The organism is Paenarthrobacter sp. NPDC089988 (assembly GCF_044748465.1).
Classification (GTDB): Bacteria; Actinomycetota; Actinomycetes; order Actinomycetales; family Micrococcaceae; genus Arthrobacter.
The window spans coordinates 83,426-97,947 of record NZ_JBIVGD010000017.1; the positions used below are offsets into that span (position 1 = coordinate 83,426).

Consider the following 14,522-nt stretch of genomic DNA (forward strand, 5'->3'; position numbering starts at 1 on the left):
GAGCTGTGCCAAGGGACTGGTTGGTAATTTTCATCGCCCATTAGCCGCCGGAAGATTCGGCTTGAAGGCCTTGGATCTGTGATGCGAGTCACTTCCCTTGCCTGAATCACGTTGACATGAACGCCTGTACAAGTCAACCGTTCATGAAAAATTAACCGGATCTCCTGCATAAGGAATTCTTCGTCTTGAACCGTTGACTTGAACATCTGTTCCTGTCACAGTTGACCTCGCTGTGACCCGCATCATATTGGCGCGTTGTGCCACGAATTCCCTTTGAATCTGCGGGGCAGTCGGCCACGCCTAAGAAAGGGTGAGAACTATGACCACAACCCCTGCGCTGCAGTCCTGGACCCCAATGACGGGGGAGGTTCTCGACCTCTGGCCGGCCGAAGCCATGACGCCCATGAAAGCGGAATGGCCGCGGTTGCGGTGCCGATTCATCAACTCGAAGCCTGTTGGCCGCTGGGCAGACTTCATTCTGTCCGAGTGGGAGTTGGAAGCGTGCGGCTGGGAGGACTTCCATCCGCATACCGAAACCAATGTGCTTATTGCAGGCGAACTTCACGTTGAGAGTGAAGGCAAAACCGTCATTCTGAAACCAGGCGACGTTGCCCGGGTCAACCCCGGCCAACTCGGCCGCTACTGGGCGCCGGTTTACGCCCATATGGTCACCATCTACGGCCCCAACCCTGAAGGCCTGGAGTCGGATTCATTCCGTTACTTCGAAATCTGAACCGCTCCGTATCCGGAGTTCGCGGCGAACAGCTGCGTCCACATCGAACACCATTTCCCGCATCCTTGGACGCGTTGCTGCGCAAGTAACTGCATTCTGATCATCAATTGGAACACCTCCATTCGGCATGCAGTGACATTGTCCTGCCTGTAAACATCCCGGTTTACAGATTCCATTGCCATTCAAAGGAGAAATCAATGAGTCAAGACAGTTTGAACGGAGCGGACCACCTTAAACGGTCAATCGATTGGAAACAGGGGCTGGCCATTTCGCTGGGCGTGCCACTGCTGATCCTTCCTTCCCTGGGCTACCTGCCCATGTACGTTTCTGCAGCGGCAATTCTTATCTGGGGATTGTCGGTGGTTCAAGGCTTCTTCCAGAACACGGCCTATGCGGAACTGGCCACCACTTTTCCCAAGGCGTCCGGTCTTCCTGGATTTGCCCAGCACGTCTTCCGTACCGAAAACCACACGGGCCGGTTCAACAAAGGGCAGCTAATCGGCGGATTTAGTGCGTGGAGCTATTGGTTCGCCTGGAATCCAGTGCTGGCCATCTTCGCCATGCTGGTGGGTGGTTACCTGCATGGGTTGTTTCCGGCCCTGGCTGAGACCTTCACCGAATACCAGCTCTCACTGATTGCGGGCCTGGCCATCTTTGTGGCCCTGTCCATAGTCAACTGGTTCGGCCTGAAGGACGGCGCCATTCTGGGGTACATCCTTGCCGCCGTCTCCTTGATCCCCCTGGTCATCCTGACCGTGGCCCCGTTTGCCACCGGGCATGTGGACTTCGCGCACATCAGCGGAAACTGGGTGCCCACCGACTGGTCTTGGGACTTGCACCACGTCCTCATTCTTTTCGGTATCTTTGCCATCGCCCAGTGGAGTGCCTGCGGCTGGGAAACTGCGGCCATCTACGGTCCGGAGTACAAGAAACCGGGAAAAGACGTACCTAAGGCACTGTTCTCCTGCGGCATCATCTGCTTCTTCTCCTACGTCCTGGTGCAGGCCGCCGTCATTGGTGTCCTTGGCGTTGACGGTGTGATGGCCGAACCGATTTCGCCCTTGATTACCGTGGCACAAGCCGTCTTTGGCGGCGTTGGATCCGTGGTCACGATCATTATGCTGATAGCCGCCATGATCCTGATCATCCAGACGGCCTACCTTGGTTCATCACGGGCCATGCACTCCATGTCGGTTGAAGGAAACCTTCCCCGCGTGTTCGGAAGGACCAACCGCCATGGAACTCCCTGGGTCGCCATGTTCTTCACGGCTGCCTTCAACGTGGCCCTGATCTCCTTGGGATCCATTCCGGCAATCCTCGCGGCCGCGGCCATCGGTTACACGTGTGCCAACGGGATCAGCCTTTTCGCCTACGTCAAGGCCAAGAAGCACCCGTCCTTCAGCCACTTGGACCGTCCCTTCCGAGCACCCCGGGGGTGGACGAAGGTGGCGCTGTTCTTTGGATTGTTCAATCTGCCCCTTTGCGTGGTGGGCGTCGTCTACCTGAACAGCCTGGAGATCGGTTGGGCACCTACGTGGCTGGGGTTCATTGCGCTGGCTCTTTACGTTCCCATCTGGTTCTTCACGCAGTACGAGCAAAAGCGCCACAAGAGGGCAGCTGCTGCCAAAGGGTTCGAGTCAGGCGCTGTACCCGACGCGGACAACGAACCCCAACGGGATGGCGATTCCACGCTGGTCTCCCGGTCCTAGCGCCGCTTAGAGCCCTGCCTTGATCAATAGCGCGTCGATCATCATGAAGTAGTTGGCGCGGTGATCGACTGCCTCGGGATCGGTGATGTATTGAATGGAGGCGCCATCAAAAATCATCAGGAACGAGCGCACCAAGGTATCAATGTCCATCCGGCACACCTCGGAATCATAACTGGCGGCTTCAGAGAGCAATTTTCCCAGTTCGACGACGTACGCCGGGTATATCTTCGCCGCAACCTGGCTCGATCCGATGTTGCGGGTTGCCCAGAGGATGAGCTCGAATTCTGCGAGCAAACTCGCGGGTTCTTCTTCCAGGGACCGCCAGTATCCGTCCGCTACCTGTTCCACCGTCTTGCGCAACCCCAAATGCAGCGGCAGGTCACGGGAAAAACGACCCAGGTTTTTCAGCCAGGCGCCAGCGGCAGCCTCCATGAGAACGTCTTTGTTGTCAAAGCAATAATGTGCCGTAGCCAACGGGGCATTGGCTTCCTTGGCGATGGCACGCATGGTTACCGATTGAACTCCCTCACGCTTCATCAATTCCACGGTGGCGGCTATGAGTTGTTCTTTTCGTTCCTCTGAGGGGATTCGCACGGTTTCCTCCCTGCACACGGTGCGTCATTTCCTACAAGAGTATTCCCGAAACCACCCGTGGGCATCGACGGGGGACATGAGCGCCAGAAAGCACAGGAGTGCCCGGGGAACCGCTAAAGGTTCTCCGGGCACTCCTGAGTTCAACTACAGTCCGTACTCCTCATCGGTGACGTGCTCCAGCCAGGTCACCACTTGCCTGTTTCCGTCGGCCTCCTGAAGGGCGATGTGCGCCATGAACCTGTCCTGCGTGGCTCCGTGCCAGTGTTCCTCGCCCGGTTCGATGTACACCACATCGCCCGGTCGGATCTCCTGGATTTCTCCTCCGCGGCGGGCAACCCAGCCGATGCCGTCGGTCACGTAGAGCGTCTGGCCCTTGGGGTGGTGGTGCCAGGCGGTGCGGGCCCCGGGGGCGAACCGAACGTGGGCGCAACCGATGGCCGTCTGCTCGTCGGGAGTACGGATCGTGTCGATCTGCACCGTGCCCGTGAACCATTCCGCAGGTCCGGCTCCGGTTTGGCCGCCGCTCTGTGTGTACTTCATTGGATTCCTCCTCGCAGGGAATGAAAATTACGGCCGCAGCAACACCTTGATGGCCCGGCGCTCGTCCATGGCTTTATACGCCTCGGGGGCCTCGTCCAGCGGAAGCTCCAAGTCGAAGACCTTGCCGGGGTTGATCTCGCCCTTGAAGATCAAATCGATCAGTTCGGGCAGGTAATCGCGCACTGGTGCCGGTCCGCCGTGGAGGTGGACGTGGGAAGAAAACAATTCCCGGCCGGGGAGTTCCACATCGTGGGAAACCCCCACGTAACCGACGTGTCCGCCCCGGCGCGTGGACCGGATGGCCTGCATCATGGATTCTTGCGTGCCGACAGCTTCGATCACCGAATGGGCGCCCAGGCCGTCAGTGAGTTCCTTGATCTTCTCGACGCCCTCGTCGCCGCGTTCTTCAACAATGTCCGTGGCACCGAATTCGCGGGCCAGCGCCTGGCGCGAGGCGTGGCGGGACATGGCAATGATGCGTTCGGCGCCCATATGTTTGGCGGCCAGTACGGCAAGAAGCCCGACGGCGCCGTCCCCCACCACCGCTACGGTCTTGCCCGGGCCCACTTCGGCGGCCTTTGCGCCGAACCACCCGGTCCCCAGGACGTCGGAGGCGGCCAGCAGCGAGGCGACCTTGCCGGCGTCGGGCATTTCCGGGGTGGCAACCAGGGTGCCGTCCGCGAGTGGCACGCGGAGGTACTCGGCCTGGGCGCTTCCCACGCCTTCGCGATGGATGCAGCCCGACTGGTAACCGGACAAGCAGATCTCGCAGGTGTTGTCCGAGGCGTAGAACGAGCCCACCACGAACTGCCCAACCTGGACGTTGACTACAGAATCGCCAACCTCCTCCACGATCCCCACGTACTCGTGGCCCATCGGCCGGGGTTCCTCGATGGTGTCGGCGCCACGGTATGGCCACAGGTCCGAACCGCACACGCAAGCAGCCACCAGTTTGATGACCGCATCAGTGGGTTCCTGGAGGGTGGGCTTTTCCCGTTCCTCCACCCGGACATCGCCGGGTGCATGGATGATTGTTGCGCGCATCAGCACTTCTCCGTTCCCTAGGTTCCTCAACTAAACCCCGTGCGGCGAAAGTTAGCGAGGGTACGGCGGGTACGGGTTATGGCAGTACCTCCCTCCCTTACCCCCGCGGGACCTAGGCTGGGGCGCATGGCAAAGATCCTCATCACCGGTTCCAGCGACGGCCTGGGGCGCGGTGCCGCTGAAGCGTTGCTCGACGGCGGCCATTCAGTGGTGGTGCACGTCCGCACCGAAGCGCGGCTCGTGGCTGTCGACGATCTGCTCGGGCGCGGCGCGGAGGCGGTGGTCGGCGATCTCGCCCACACCGACCAGGTGCGCGATCTGGTCCGGCAAGCCAACGAGCTGGGCCGTTTCGATGCCGTCATCCACAATGCCGGCGTCCTTGATGGCTCTTCGGTGTTGCCGGTGAACGTCGTAGCGCCGTATCTGCTGACCGCCGGGATGGACCGGCCGGACCGCGTGGTCTATCTCAGCAGTGGCATGCACCGGGGCGGCCATCCGGATCTTCAGGGGATCAAATGGAGCGGAGCGCGGGCGAGCCGTTCCTATTCGGACAGCAAACTGTTCGTCACCACCCTCATGGCCGCAGTTGCACGGTTGTGGCCCGGGGTCTCGACGCACGCTGTGGATCCCGGCTGGGTGCCCACACGCATGGGCGGTGCCGGCGCCCCCGATGACCTCCGTCTGGGCCACCTGACGCAGGTCTGGCTCGCCGCCGGGTCGGCGCCGGAGGCTCAGGGAACCGGCCAGTATTGGTATCACCAGATGGTGCGGGAGCCGCACCCCTCGGTCCACGATCATCGGTTCCAGGACGCGCTGCTCAGCTCGCTGTCCGAACATACCGGGGTCTCCATCCAGCCGTAGCAGCCCGCCGCTGTTTCCCACTAAGGCACAAACAACGACGGCGGATGGTCGCCTTGGTGACCATCCGCCGTCGGGCGTTCCTAACCGATGCGGGACGCGTCCGTGAGCCGGTGGAACGATCGGTCGTGATAGACCAGCGGCTCAGTGGTCCCCGGCGCGCCGTGAATCTCCAGCACCTCCGCGGCCAGCAGAATGGATGCTCCCACCGGCACGCGGTGGGTGATCCGGCACCGCAAGGCCCACGGTGCTGCCCGGAGCAACGGCTCACCCGTGGGCAGCGTGACCCAGTCCATGCCGGCTGTGAAGCGCTCAGTGCCGGGGCGGGAGAAGGTCTTTGCCAGTTCCAATTGGCCCGCATCCATCATGTGGACCACCACTGTTTCGGCCTGGATGAGCTGTTCCGCCGATCTGCTGCCGGACAGGGAGAACGAAAGTGCCGGAGGATCGGCGGACACCGAAGCAACCGAGGACGCGGTGAGCCCTACGGGTCCCCCTTCGCCCGCCGAGGTCACCACGGCCACGCCGGCGGGGTGGGTGCGGAACGCGCTGCGGAAAAGATGGTGGGTTGTGTCGGCCGGGGCGCTGGAGAGGGGCATAACCTGTGCTTTCGTTGCGGGCCCTGGGATTCCGGGGCCACTCCCACCCTAAAACCTCAACAATTGTTGAAGTCCAATCCGTGCGGGGCAGGGCTCCGCGAACGACGGCGCCCGGCCGCACCTACGGCTCAACAACCTGGAAAGCTTCTTGGTGCCGTGCCGCAGAGGCATCAGATGGTTGTCTTGGCGCTAGCTGTCGCTCATCTGGAAACGTCCGGATGAGCGACACGCTGCGCTTTCAATACTGCATTGTTCAGCACTTAGGGGCTGGACGAAGCAGCAGGAGACTTTGCCGGGCCCGCTGTCCCCAAGACAAGCTGCCATTTCGCGTCGTTCCAGTCCAGCTCGAACGAGGCTATGTTTCCATCCGCATCCTTGGCGGTCACGATGTAGTTGTCCGGGGCTCCGTGATGCTCACGGAATTCAACCGAGTATGAAGAAGGGTCCAGCCTGCCCACTCTGACGACAAGAGCATCTGCCGCGGCTTCTCGTCCCTGCATTTCTGGCAGGGCGATGTCGAGCAGTTTCTGGCGGTCGCCATCCTGGGCAGCCTTGATAACTTGCTCTGAAGTGCTATCACGCTGCCCCACATCGGGCTCAAACGTCATATCGCAGCCGCTCAACACTGCCCCAAACCAAATGGTTGTTGCCACAAAAACCATCATTCGTATGCGCCGCACGTCCGTACCCTACTCCTAGGTTCTCAGCGCGTACCAGGTTGCGTAGGGGAAGGAAGAGTACAAATTCCAGATACTCCTGTCGAGAGTGTCCGTCGTGTGATAGCTGACTCGGATGTCACGTGTGCCGGCGCTCCATGGGGAATAAGTGACAATCATTGAGTGATCTACATCAGGCGTGCCTTCAGGCCAGTGCACCTGAAGCACGTCAGCGGGGCCGAGGTCGTTCAGATAATTGAGGTACGAAACTCGTCCTTGTGACACTGCAAAGTTATGAAAATGCTGCGCTCCGGTCCAGGACCAAGTCTGATTGGCCCAGCTGTACCACCAACTGCTGTCGTATTGGTACCAGCCTCCTACGTGCTGCCAGCCGCCAGCGTTTAGAGACTGGGACACGAAGTTCTGGCAGTCGTTGCCAAATTGTCTGTACGCGCCATTTCGGCCAAGGGCCCAGGAACGTGCGTAGTTCACCATGGCTGTGTAGTTGTAGCTCACCGCCCGAGAGACTTCCTGGCCAGTCTCCTTTTGTCCGGGCGCCGTCTTCTGTGTGGCATGATTTTCAGCTACCTCTGCCTTTGCAGGGGTTGCCACGCGGCCCGAATTAAGGCGAAGGGCAGCGCTGGAGCCATGGGCCCCTGTTGCATGGGAAAGCTGCTCTGAGCTGACCACTGTTGACGGCGGAATTCCTTCCCGGGACTTGGGGCTGATGTTGTCGATAGTCCATCCGCTGCCTGATTTCGAAAATTCAATGATCTGTTCATACTTGTAGCTCTCCGGTGGCCCTCCGGTGGTGTACGTCAATTCAGTTCGTTCGGTCACCTCCGCTCTGGCTTTATCACCGGTGACTTCGAATCTCTCCGATTCAAAATTCGTCTCGATTTTTGAATACCCCTGTCCGTAGCCCGCCAGGCGCTCTTTTCGAGCCTTGAGCTCCCTATTTTCAGCAGCGATCTTATCTTTGGACTTTGCACTAAAAAGTTGTGTACTCACTTGCTCGGTGCCATCACGGCCACTGCCAACTACCATTTGCTGGTTCCGGTCCCGAATCGCTGACTCCAGAATTTCAGAAAGTACGTTCAGCTCCGCTGTCGGTACCTGAGTTGGTGATTGAGAAACCGAAGCAGCGGCCGGCCCCCCTGCGCTCAACGACACAACTACGGCCAGTAAAGCCGCGCCCGAATTTCGTACACCAATCACGAATCGTCCCCTTCGAGTTGCGATTGGGAGCTTCGCTACGGTTAGCGCAGAGCTCCATTCTTTGGAGCTCTGTCGACCTCAGCACTACTCCCCTGTCAAAGACGTAGTGAAGCCCGACACTGGAACGTGATGCGAATCTCTACCGCTTCCCTGATGTCAGAGTCGCCATGTTGTCCACATAGCCGCGATGAATCCATTGCCCTCCCCGTCCCACGATGGTTCGATGGGACTCATGGCAACCCCAAATACCGCAGAGAGTTATGTCTTGGCGATCGGGACCAAAAAGGGTCTGTGGCTGGCAACCAGCCCTGACCGCAAGGATTGGTCCCTCTCCGGCCCGCACTTCCTGATGAACGAGATACCGAGCATCGGGATTGACACGCGGGCCGGCAAAACACGGATCATGGTGGGCGTCCGTTCCGAGCACTGGGGACCCACCGTTGCACATTCGGATGACCTTGGTGCCACGTGGACCGAGCCTGACAATGGCGCCATCACGTTTCCTGACGGCACCGACGCCGCGCTGGAACGCATTTGGCAGATCTACCCCGATGCCGAGTCCAGGCCTGGCGTCGTCTGGGCCGGCTGCGAGCCGATCTCGGTCTGGAAGTCCACCGACGGCGGCGAGCACTTCGAGCTGAACCGCGGGCTGTGGGACCATCCGCATCGCAGCGAGTGGGGTGCCGGCTACGGAGGCGCGGCCGCCCACTCGATCGTGGTGGACCCTTCCGGCGAGCAGGTACACATCGCAATGAGCACCGGCGGCGTTTACAGATCGCTCGACGGCGGTACCTCCTGGGAGCCCCGGAACAAGGGCATCTCGGCCTACTTCATGCCCGATCCCAACCCGGAGTTCGGCCAGTGCGTCCACAAGATCGCAGCGGATGCCATGGTGGCGGGCCGCCTGTACGCCCAGAACCATCACGGCGTGTACCGCACGGATGACAATGGTGAAAACTGGAACTCGATCGCCGAGGGACTTCCGGCCGACTTCGGATTCGTGATGCTGACCCACCCGCGCCGTGAGGGAACGGCTTGGGTGATCCCGCTGAAGGCCGACGGTGAACGCATCCCGCCGGACAGCAAGTTGAGCGTCCACCGCACCGAAGACGCCGGCAACACCTGGACAGAGTTGCACACGGGACTTCCGGACCACGAGTACAACGCGGTGCTGCGTGACGCTGCGGCCGTGGACACCGGTGATCCCGTTGGCGTGTACTTCGGAACCCGCGGCGGGTCCGTCTATGCCAGCGCCGACGAGGGCGGGACCTTTACGGAGGTGGCCTCGCACCTGCCGGACGTGCTCTGCGTGAGGGCCGCCGTCGTATTTGGAAACGAAGCAGGCGTGGACGCGCCGCTGGCAGCCGCCGAAGAGACGGTGCTGGTGGAGGCGGCTCAGATCGTGGAGACAGCTGCGAAAGAGGCCGGGGCGCCCGAAGATACTACCGGCGCCCCGGCACCGGCTTAGGTCCGATGTGGCTGACATAACGGTCCTGCTGCCTGGTGTCCTGCAGCCTCTCGTCGGCGGACAGTCCTACCTGACTGCGTCCGCCGACGGGGCTGTGACCGTTGGACAGTTGCTGGACACTGTGACCGGTGAATATCCGGTGCTGGCCCGGCGCTTGCGCGATGAAACCGGTGCGCTCCGCCGTTTCGTGAATATTTACGTGAACGGTGACGAGGTCCGGCGACTCAAGGGGCTTGATACGGAAGTTTCTGGCGGCCAGGAGGTCTTGATTATCCAGTCCGTGGCCGGCGGCTGAGCGGGTGCCTGGGTTGGGCCCGTGCCCAACACTCGAAACGAGGTGGTTCAGGCGACGCGCCAAACGCTGCACTCGTCGGTATTGATGGCTTTCCTCATCCCGGAGACGCGGTCCATGATCCAGACAACGCCAATCCCCGGCGCTGTTTCCTGGACGAGTCCACGACGGATCACAACGTCGTCGTAGGCAGGTCCCACGGACATGCGGGCCTCGATTTCGTCTCCGCGGTGAAGCTGGCTGATCGCGCGTATACGTGTTGTTTGAGTTTTGACTTCCTTCAGCATGGTGTCCTCCTGGCTGGAGCTGGTGCCTGCACTTGCCGGCTATTCCAGTGTGGCGGGGCATTGTTGCCGGGGTATTTCGGCATGGTTAGGGTCCGGTTAGCACTGGGCGCTGCCGGAGTTTCGGGAATGCCCGACGCCGGAACGCGCCACAGGCGGGGTGACGCGCCGACGCTTGGCCCGCAGGTCCGCCGCAGTCAGCGGGGCCGGTTGTAGCCTGATGTCGGTTCTTGGGACTCACGGGAACCGAAGGCTCGGTCTCTGGGAGATTCCATGGGTTTGCTGCGGCGTGCAATTGCGGTGTCCACGGGCTTGGTGGTTTTCGCCACCGGCCTGTTTTTTGTCCAGGCCCCGGCACCGGCCGTGCCGCTGCCCAGCCCCGATAATCCGAACGTCAGATTCGTTGAGGGGACACCGCATTCCGAGCACGTCTTCGAGACGCCACCCACGGTTCCGCCGCGAGCTACCCAAGGATCCACCGACGTCGAAAGCCGCCTCAGCGACGGCGTGGCCGCGGCGGGCCCCAACGGTGATATCCGGATCCGGCTGGTCACCGCGAAACTGGCCGACAATGCCAACACGGTGTCCATGAGCGGAGCCGAGCAGGCAGTGGCAGCCACCAGCGGCTACTGGAGGGCGATGACGGCGGGCCGGCTGTCCATGACCGTGGACTCCCGGGTGGCCGGATTCCAGTCGAGCGCCCGATCCACGGACAGTTACGGCACCATCATTTCCACGATCACCAGCGAGTTGAAATGGTCGGCGAGCCCCTACACGGCGCTGGTCATCTTCATCCCAACTTCCACGTTGTCCGGCAACGCACTGGGAGCCGGTTACAGCAGCGGGGGCTACAGCGGCCGGGTGCTGATGCCGCAGCTCAGCAGCTTCTCCAGCAATGTGATGACGCACGAGTTCGGGCACGTGATCGGCCTGATGCACGCTGACGCCCTGCAGTGCGGAAGCGGTGTGCCGGATGTGGGAACGGACAGCAGCGGCCGTTTCACGGATCCTTCCTGTTACATCCGTGAATACGGGGACACCACGGACATCATGGGTGCCGCGCAATACGCGCAGCCCGTGGTGAGTTCGTCGTTCTGGGACTACGCGGGCTTCGGCCGTGGAGACGAGATCCGGGATGTCGGGGTTGCCGGCGGAGTCAAGAGCTACACACTCAAGCCGTGGGGCGGAACCGAAGCGCAGCGGGCCATCAAGTTCACGGACCCCGTGAGCAAGGAAGTCTACTACCTCGAACTGCGGCAGCCGGTGGGCTACGACAGCTACCTCTCCGCAGCGGGTCGTGAGGGCAACCGCGGCGTGAAGATCGTCCAACGTGGGGGCGCGACCATCGCATCGTCGCTGATCCTGATGCCGTCCACTATCCCCTTCACTGAGCCCTGGTACGCCAAGAACCACGCGTGGCAGGCCGGCAGCACCTTCACCACCTACACCGGCACCCAGGTCACCATCAACGCGGTCTCCAGCACTTCCGCCACCGTCACCATCAATGCCGATCCGAAACTCAAGACCCGCATGCGCTTCTCGGCAGGGGATTTCGACGGCGACAAGCTCCCCGACGTGATCTCCCGTGAGGCTGATGGCTCGCTCCTTCTCTTCGGCGGCCAGTCGGGGAACCGCCTGAAGGATCCGGTGCAGATCGGATCGGGTTGGGGCATCTTCAACGCGGTCCTCGGCACTGCCGACTTCAACGGTGACGGCTTCGCGGACATCCTGGCGCGGGCCAGCGACGGCGGATTGTGGCTCTACCCCGGCAACGGGAAGGGAGGATTCCTCACGCGGAGCCAGGTGGGCTTCGGCTGGCAGGGCTTCTCGCAGGTCGTGGCTGTGGGCGATTTCGACGGCGACTCCCGCAACGACGTCGTTGCAGCCGGCAACGATGGGCGCTTGTGGCTCTATCCGGGCAACGGCTCCGGTGGCTTCCTGGCTGCGACGCAGATCGGGCAGGGGTGGGATGTTTTCACCACTCTCGCACCGGCGGGTTCCTTCAGCGGCGGAACTTCCGGACTCCTCGCCCGGGCCAGCGACGGGACGCTCTATGTCTACCCCGGCGACGGCGAGGGAGGCTTCCAGCCGCGGGCCGCCGTCGGAAGCGGCTGGAACAGTGCCGGCGACATCATCGGCGGCCCCGACCTGACGGGTGACAAGTCCGCGGATGTGCTGGCCGCCGCGTCGGGCGGCGGCATGACCCTGTATCCGGGCGACGGCAGCGGCTTCGCTGGCCGGATTGCCATCGGTGCCGGCTGGTCCGCGTTCAGCCAAGTCTGGGAGGCCGGTGATTTCGACGGCGACGCCGCGGCTGACGTCCTGGCGCGCGGCAAGGACGGGGTTCTGTGGCTCTACCCGGGGAACGGTTCGGGTGGCTTCCTGCCGCGCAAGCAAATCGGGACGGGGTGGAACATGTTCATCACGGTGCTCAGTGCCGGCGATTTCGACGGCGATGCCCGTCCCGATTTAGTGGGGCGGGCCCCTGACGGGACGCTTTGGCTTTACCCGACGGACGGGAAGGGGCAGTTCCTGGCCCGGAAGCAGATCGGCACCGGTTGGCAGTGGTTCACGCAGATGCTTGCCCCTGGCGATTTCACTGGCGACGGAAAGCCGGACATCGTGGCGGAGTCCTCGGATGGGACGTTGTGGGCCTACCCCGGAAACGGGCGCGGCGGGTTCCTGGCCCGGAAGCAGATCGGCTCCGGTTGGAACATGTTCAACCTGGTGCTGCAGGCCGGCGACTTCAATGGCGATGGCCGGGAGGACATCCTGGGCCGGAGCAGCGATGGTGGGTTATGGCTCTACCCGGGCGACGGATCCGGTGGTTTCTTGTCGCGTTCCTTCCTGGGATCGGGGTGGAACATGTTCTCCGGCATCGCGGCGTTGGGCAATGGATTTACCGGAACGGGTGACCCGTCAGTGGTGGGGGTAGCCGGGGATGGCTCGTTGCTGCTGTACTCCGGGACCGGTGCGGGCAAGTTCAAGCCTGTGGCGTTGAACCCGCGGTAGTCCCGCCAGTATTCCTTCGCCTACTCCCGGGTGTGCCCCCATCAGGCGGGGTGGCAGGGCACAGAAATGCCCGGCATGTTGGGAACATGCCGGGCATTTCTGTGTGTCGTCACTGGTGTGCGCTCCCGGGAGCCGGGAAGGAGCGCTCCTCCGCTGAAGCCTGGATTACTTGGTCAGGCCGAGCTGGGCGGTGGGGATCTTTGCTGATTCGCGGGCCGTCAGGGCGGAGACGGCGGCGATCACGCAAATGACAGCCGTGAAGACTGAAACCTGAACCCATCCGCCGGGCTTGGTTCCACCGATTGCCGTGACGATGGTCGGAGCGAAGCCTGCGGCAAGGAATCCAAGCTGCGTACCGATCGCCAGGCCGGAGAAACGGACCTTGGTGCTGAACATTTCGCCGTAGAACGACGGCCACACTGCGTTGGCGGCTGCGTAACCGAAGGAGAAGTAGACAACCGCAGCCGCGAACATCACCAGCGTTGAGCCGGATTCAAAGCTTAGGAAGAAGAACGGCGTCATGATGGCACTGGCGACGGCTCCGTAGATGAACACCGGCTTTCGGCCGATCTTGTCCGCCAGTATGCCGAAGAGCGGTTGGGTGCCGAGAGCCACCACATTCGCCACAACCACGAGCCAGAGCGTGATGGAACTGTTCACTTGGGCGACGTCGGTGGCGTACTTGATGGCCAAGGTGCTGAAGACGGTACTGACAGCGGCAATAAACGCGCAGCAGATCACACGCACAACGTCGCGCCAGTGCTGCTTCAAGAGGTCGGCGATCGGGAGTTTGGCAATCTGCTTGGTCTTCTGCGCCTCGGCAAAGGCCGGCGGCTCGTGGAGCGTGCGACGAATGAAGAACGCGACCATCACCACCACGGCACTGAGCCAGAACGGAATGCGCCATCCGATGGAGTACTTGACCTCGTCCGGGAGCGCCGTTACCGGGATAAAGACGAGGGACGCGAGAATCAAGCCACCCTGCGTGCCAGTCAGGGTCCATGAAGTGAAGAAGGCCCTGCGATTGTCCGGAGCGTGCTCCAAGGTCATGGATGAAGCACCGGCCTGCTCTCCGGCGGCGGAGAGACCCTGGGCCAGGCGGGCCAGCACAAGCAGCACGGGTGCCCACCAGCCGATGGTCTTGAAGTCCGGAAGGCAGCCGATCACAAACGTTGCCGCACCCATGAGGATCAGAGTGAACATGAGGACCTTTTGGCGGCCGATCCGGTCACCGAAGTGGCCCAGGAAGGCTGCGCCCACGGGCCGGGCGACGTACGCGAAACCGAACGTAGCGAACGACATAACTGCGGCGTTGGTATCAGCGTCCGGGAAGAAGACGTGCGGGAAGATCAGCGCGGCGGCGGATCCGAAGATGAAGAAGTCGTAGTACTCAACGGCGCTGCCCAGGAAGCTGGCGAGTGCGGCTTTCTTGGGCGTTCCCTTGGTTGTTTCTGTGCCTGGCGTCGCTGACGGCATTGTTTGGCTCATGGGGTGTTCCTTCTGTGACGACGATGT

The 14,522-nt window shown here is 61.9% G+C and carries 14 protein-coding genes; 6 read left to right on the forward strand and 8 right to left on the reverse strand.

Features of this window, described 5'->3' with window-relative positions; genetic code table 11:
• Positions 1 to 319: 319 nt before the first annotated feature.
• On the forward strand, positions 320 to 733 hold the full coding sequence (locus ACIPV6_RS18405) for a cupin domain-containing protein (protein WP_400272263.1): 414 nt from the start codon (positions 320 to 322) through the stop codon (positions 731 to 733).
• A 197-nt stretch (positions 734 to 930) separates the two neighbouring features.
• Positions 931 to 2,442, forward strand: a complete 1,512-nt coding sequence (locus ACIPV6_RS18410; protein WP_400272264.1) for an APC family permease — start codon at positions 931 to 933, stop codon at positions 2,440 to 2,442.
• A gap of 6 nt (positions 2,443 to 2,448) precedes the next feature.
• Here the strand turns inward: ACIPV6_RS18410 and ACIPV6_RS18415 are convergent, their stop codons facing one another.
• The 3 genes from ACIPV6_RS18415 to ACIPV6_RS18425 all read right to left on the reverse strand — a co-directional run bounded on the left by ACIPV6_RS18415 (position 2,449) and on the right by ACIPV6_RS18425 (position 4,620).
• Complete coding sequence (locus ACIPV6_RS18415; RefSeq protein WP_400272265.1) at positions 2,449 to 3,036, reverse strand: TetR/AcrR family transcriptional regulator; 588 nt, start codon at positions 3,034 to 3,036, stop codon at positions 2,449 to 2,451.
• Positions 3,037 to 3,180: 144 nt separating this feature from the next.
• A complete protein-coding gene (locus ACIPV6_RS18420; protein ID WP_400272266.1) occupies positions 3,181 to 3,576 on the reverse strand; it encodes a cupin domain-containing protein in 396 nt (131 codons plus the stop codon).
• Between the two features lie 27 nt (positions 3,577 to 3,603).
• Positions 3,604 to 4,620, reverse strand: coding sequence for a zinc-dependent alcohol dehydrogenase family protein (locus tag ACIPV6_RS18425; protein WP_400272267.1), 1,017 nt, complete (start codon positions 4,618 to 4,620; stop codon positions 3,604 to 3,606).
• 126 nt (positions 4,621 to 4,746) lie between these two features.
• Between ACIPV6_RS18425 and ACIPV6_RS18430 the strand changes: the two genes are divergently transcribed.
• Positions 4,747 to 5,481 carry an SDR family NAD(P)-dependent oxidoreductase gene (locus ACIPV6_RS18430; RefSeq protein ID WP_400272268.1) on the forward strand — a complete coding sequence of 245 codons (735 nt, stop codon included), beginning with the start codon at positions 4,747 to 4,749 and terminating at the stop codon, positions 5,479 to 5,481.
• Between the two features lie 80 nt (positions 5,482 to 5,561).
• Here ACIPV6_RS18430 and ACIPV6_RS18435 read toward each other — a convergent pair whose 3' ends face one another.
• The 3 genes from ACIPV6_RS18435 to ACIPV6_RS18445 form a co-directional block, all read right to left on the reverse strand.
• Positions 5,562 to 6,077 carry a flavin reductase family protein gene (locus ACIPV6_RS18435; protein ID WP_400272269.1) on the reverse strand — a complete coding sequence of 172 codons (516 nt, stop codon included), beginning with the start codon at positions 6,075 to 6,077 and terminating at the stop codon, positions 5,562 to 5,564.
• A 260-nt stretch (positions 6,078 to 6,337) separates the two neighbouring features.
• On the reverse strand, positions 6,338 to 6,730 hold the full coding sequence (locus ACIPV6_RS18440) for a hypothetical protein (protein WP_400272270.1): 393 nt from the start codon (positions 6,728 to 6,730) through the stop codon (positions 6,338 to 6,340).
• 42 nt (positions 6,731 to 6,772) lie between these two features.
• Entirely contained in the window at positions 6,773 to 7,951 is a 1,179-nt protein-coding gene (locus tag ACIPV6_RS18445) for an amidase domain-containing protein (RefSeq protein WP_400272271.1), read from the reverse strand.
• Positions 7,952 to 8,174: 223 nt separating this feature from the next.
• Between ACIPV6_RS18445 and ACIPV6_RS18450 the strand changes: the two genes are divergently transcribed.
• On the forward strand, positions 8,175 to 9,419 hold the full coding sequence (locus ACIPV6_RS18450) for a WD40/YVTN/BNR-like repeat-containing protein (protein ID WP_400272272.1): 1,245 nt from the start codon (positions 8,175 to 8,177) through the stop codon (positions 9,417 to 9,419).
• Between the two features lie 7 nt (positions 9,420 to 9,426).
• The gene (locus tag ACIPV6_RS18455; protein ID WP_397325185.1) at positions 9,427 to 9,714 is read left to right on the forward strand and encodes a MoaD/ThiS family protein; all 288 of its coding nucleotides are present in this window, start codon (positions 9,427 to 9,429) and stop codon (positions 9,712 to 9,714) included.
• 47 nt (positions 9,715 to 9,761) lie between these two features.
• Here ACIPV6_RS18455 and ACIPV6_RS18460 read toward each other — a convergent pair whose 3' ends face one another.
• A complete protein-coding gene (locus ACIPV6_RS18460; protein ID WP_400272273.1) occupies positions 9,762 to 9,998 on the reverse strand; it encodes a hypothetical protein in 237 nt (78 codons plus the stop codon).
• A 270-nt stretch (positions 9,999 to 10,268) separates the two neighbouring features.
• On the opposite strand from ACIPV6_RS18460, the gene ACIPV6_RS18465 reads away from it, so the two are divergent.
• Positions 10,269 to 13,007 carry an FG-GAP-like repeat-containing protein gene (locus ACIPV6_RS18465; protein WP_400272274.1) on the forward strand — a complete coding sequence of 913 codons (2,739 nt, stop codon included), beginning with the start codon at positions 10,269 to 10,271 and terminating at the stop codon, positions 13,005 to 13,007.
• A 165-nt stretch (positions 13,008 to 13,172) separates the two neighbouring features.
• Here the strand turns inward: ACIPV6_RS18465 and ACIPV6_RS18470 are convergent, their stop codons facing one another.
• Entirely contained in the window at positions 13,173 to 14,495 is a 1,323-nt protein-coding gene (locus ACIPV6_RS18470; RefSeq protein WP_400272275.1) for an MFS transporter, read from the reverse strand.
• Positions 14,496 to 14,522: the final 27 nt, after the last annotated feature.

Excerpts from the sequence above, each read along its gene's own strand:
- ACIPV6_RS18405 (WP_400272263.1), top strand. The coding sequence starts at position 320 with ATGACCACAACCCCTGCGCTGCAGTCCTGGACCCCAATGACGGGGGAG.
- ACIPV6_RS18410 (WP_400272264.1), top strand. The coding sequence starts at position 931 with ATGAGTCAAGACAGTTTGAACGGAGCGGACCACCTTAAACGGTCAATC.
- ACIPV6_RS18420 (WP_400272266.1), bottom strand. The coding sequence starts at position 3,576 with ATGAAGTACACACAGAGCGGCGGCCAAACCGGAGCCGGACCTGCGGAA.
- ACIPV6_RS18425 (WP_400272267.1), bottom strand. The coding sequence starts at position 4,620 with ATGCGCGCAACAATCATCCATGCACCCGGCGATGTCCGGGTGGAGGAA.
- ACIPV6_RS18430 (WP_400272268.1), top strand. The coding sequence starts at position 4,747 with ATGGCAAAGATCCTCATCACCGGTTCCAGCGACGGCCTGGGGCGCGGT.
- ACIPV6_RS18435 (WP_400272269.1), bottom strand. The coding sequence starts at position 6,077 with ATGCCCCTCTCCAGCGCCCCGGCCGACACAACCCACCATCTTTTCCGC.
- ACIPV6_RS18450 (WP_400272272.1), top strand. The coding sequence starts at position 8,175 with ATGGGACTCATGGCAACCCCAAATACCGCAGAGAGTTATGTCTTGGCG.
- ACIPV6_RS18460 (WP_400272273.1), bottom strand. The coding sequence starts at position 9,998 with ATGCTGAAGGAAGTCAAAACTCAAACAACACGTATACGCGCGATCAGC.
- ACIPV6_RS18465 (WP_400272274.1), top strand. The coding sequence starts at position 10,269 with ATGGGTTTGCTGCGGCGTGCAATTGCGGTGTCCACGGGCTTGGTGGTT.
- ACIPV6_RS18470 (WP_400272275.1), bottom strand. The coding sequence starts at position 14,495 with ATGAGCCAAACAATGCCGTCAGCGACGCCAGGCACAGAAACAACCAAG.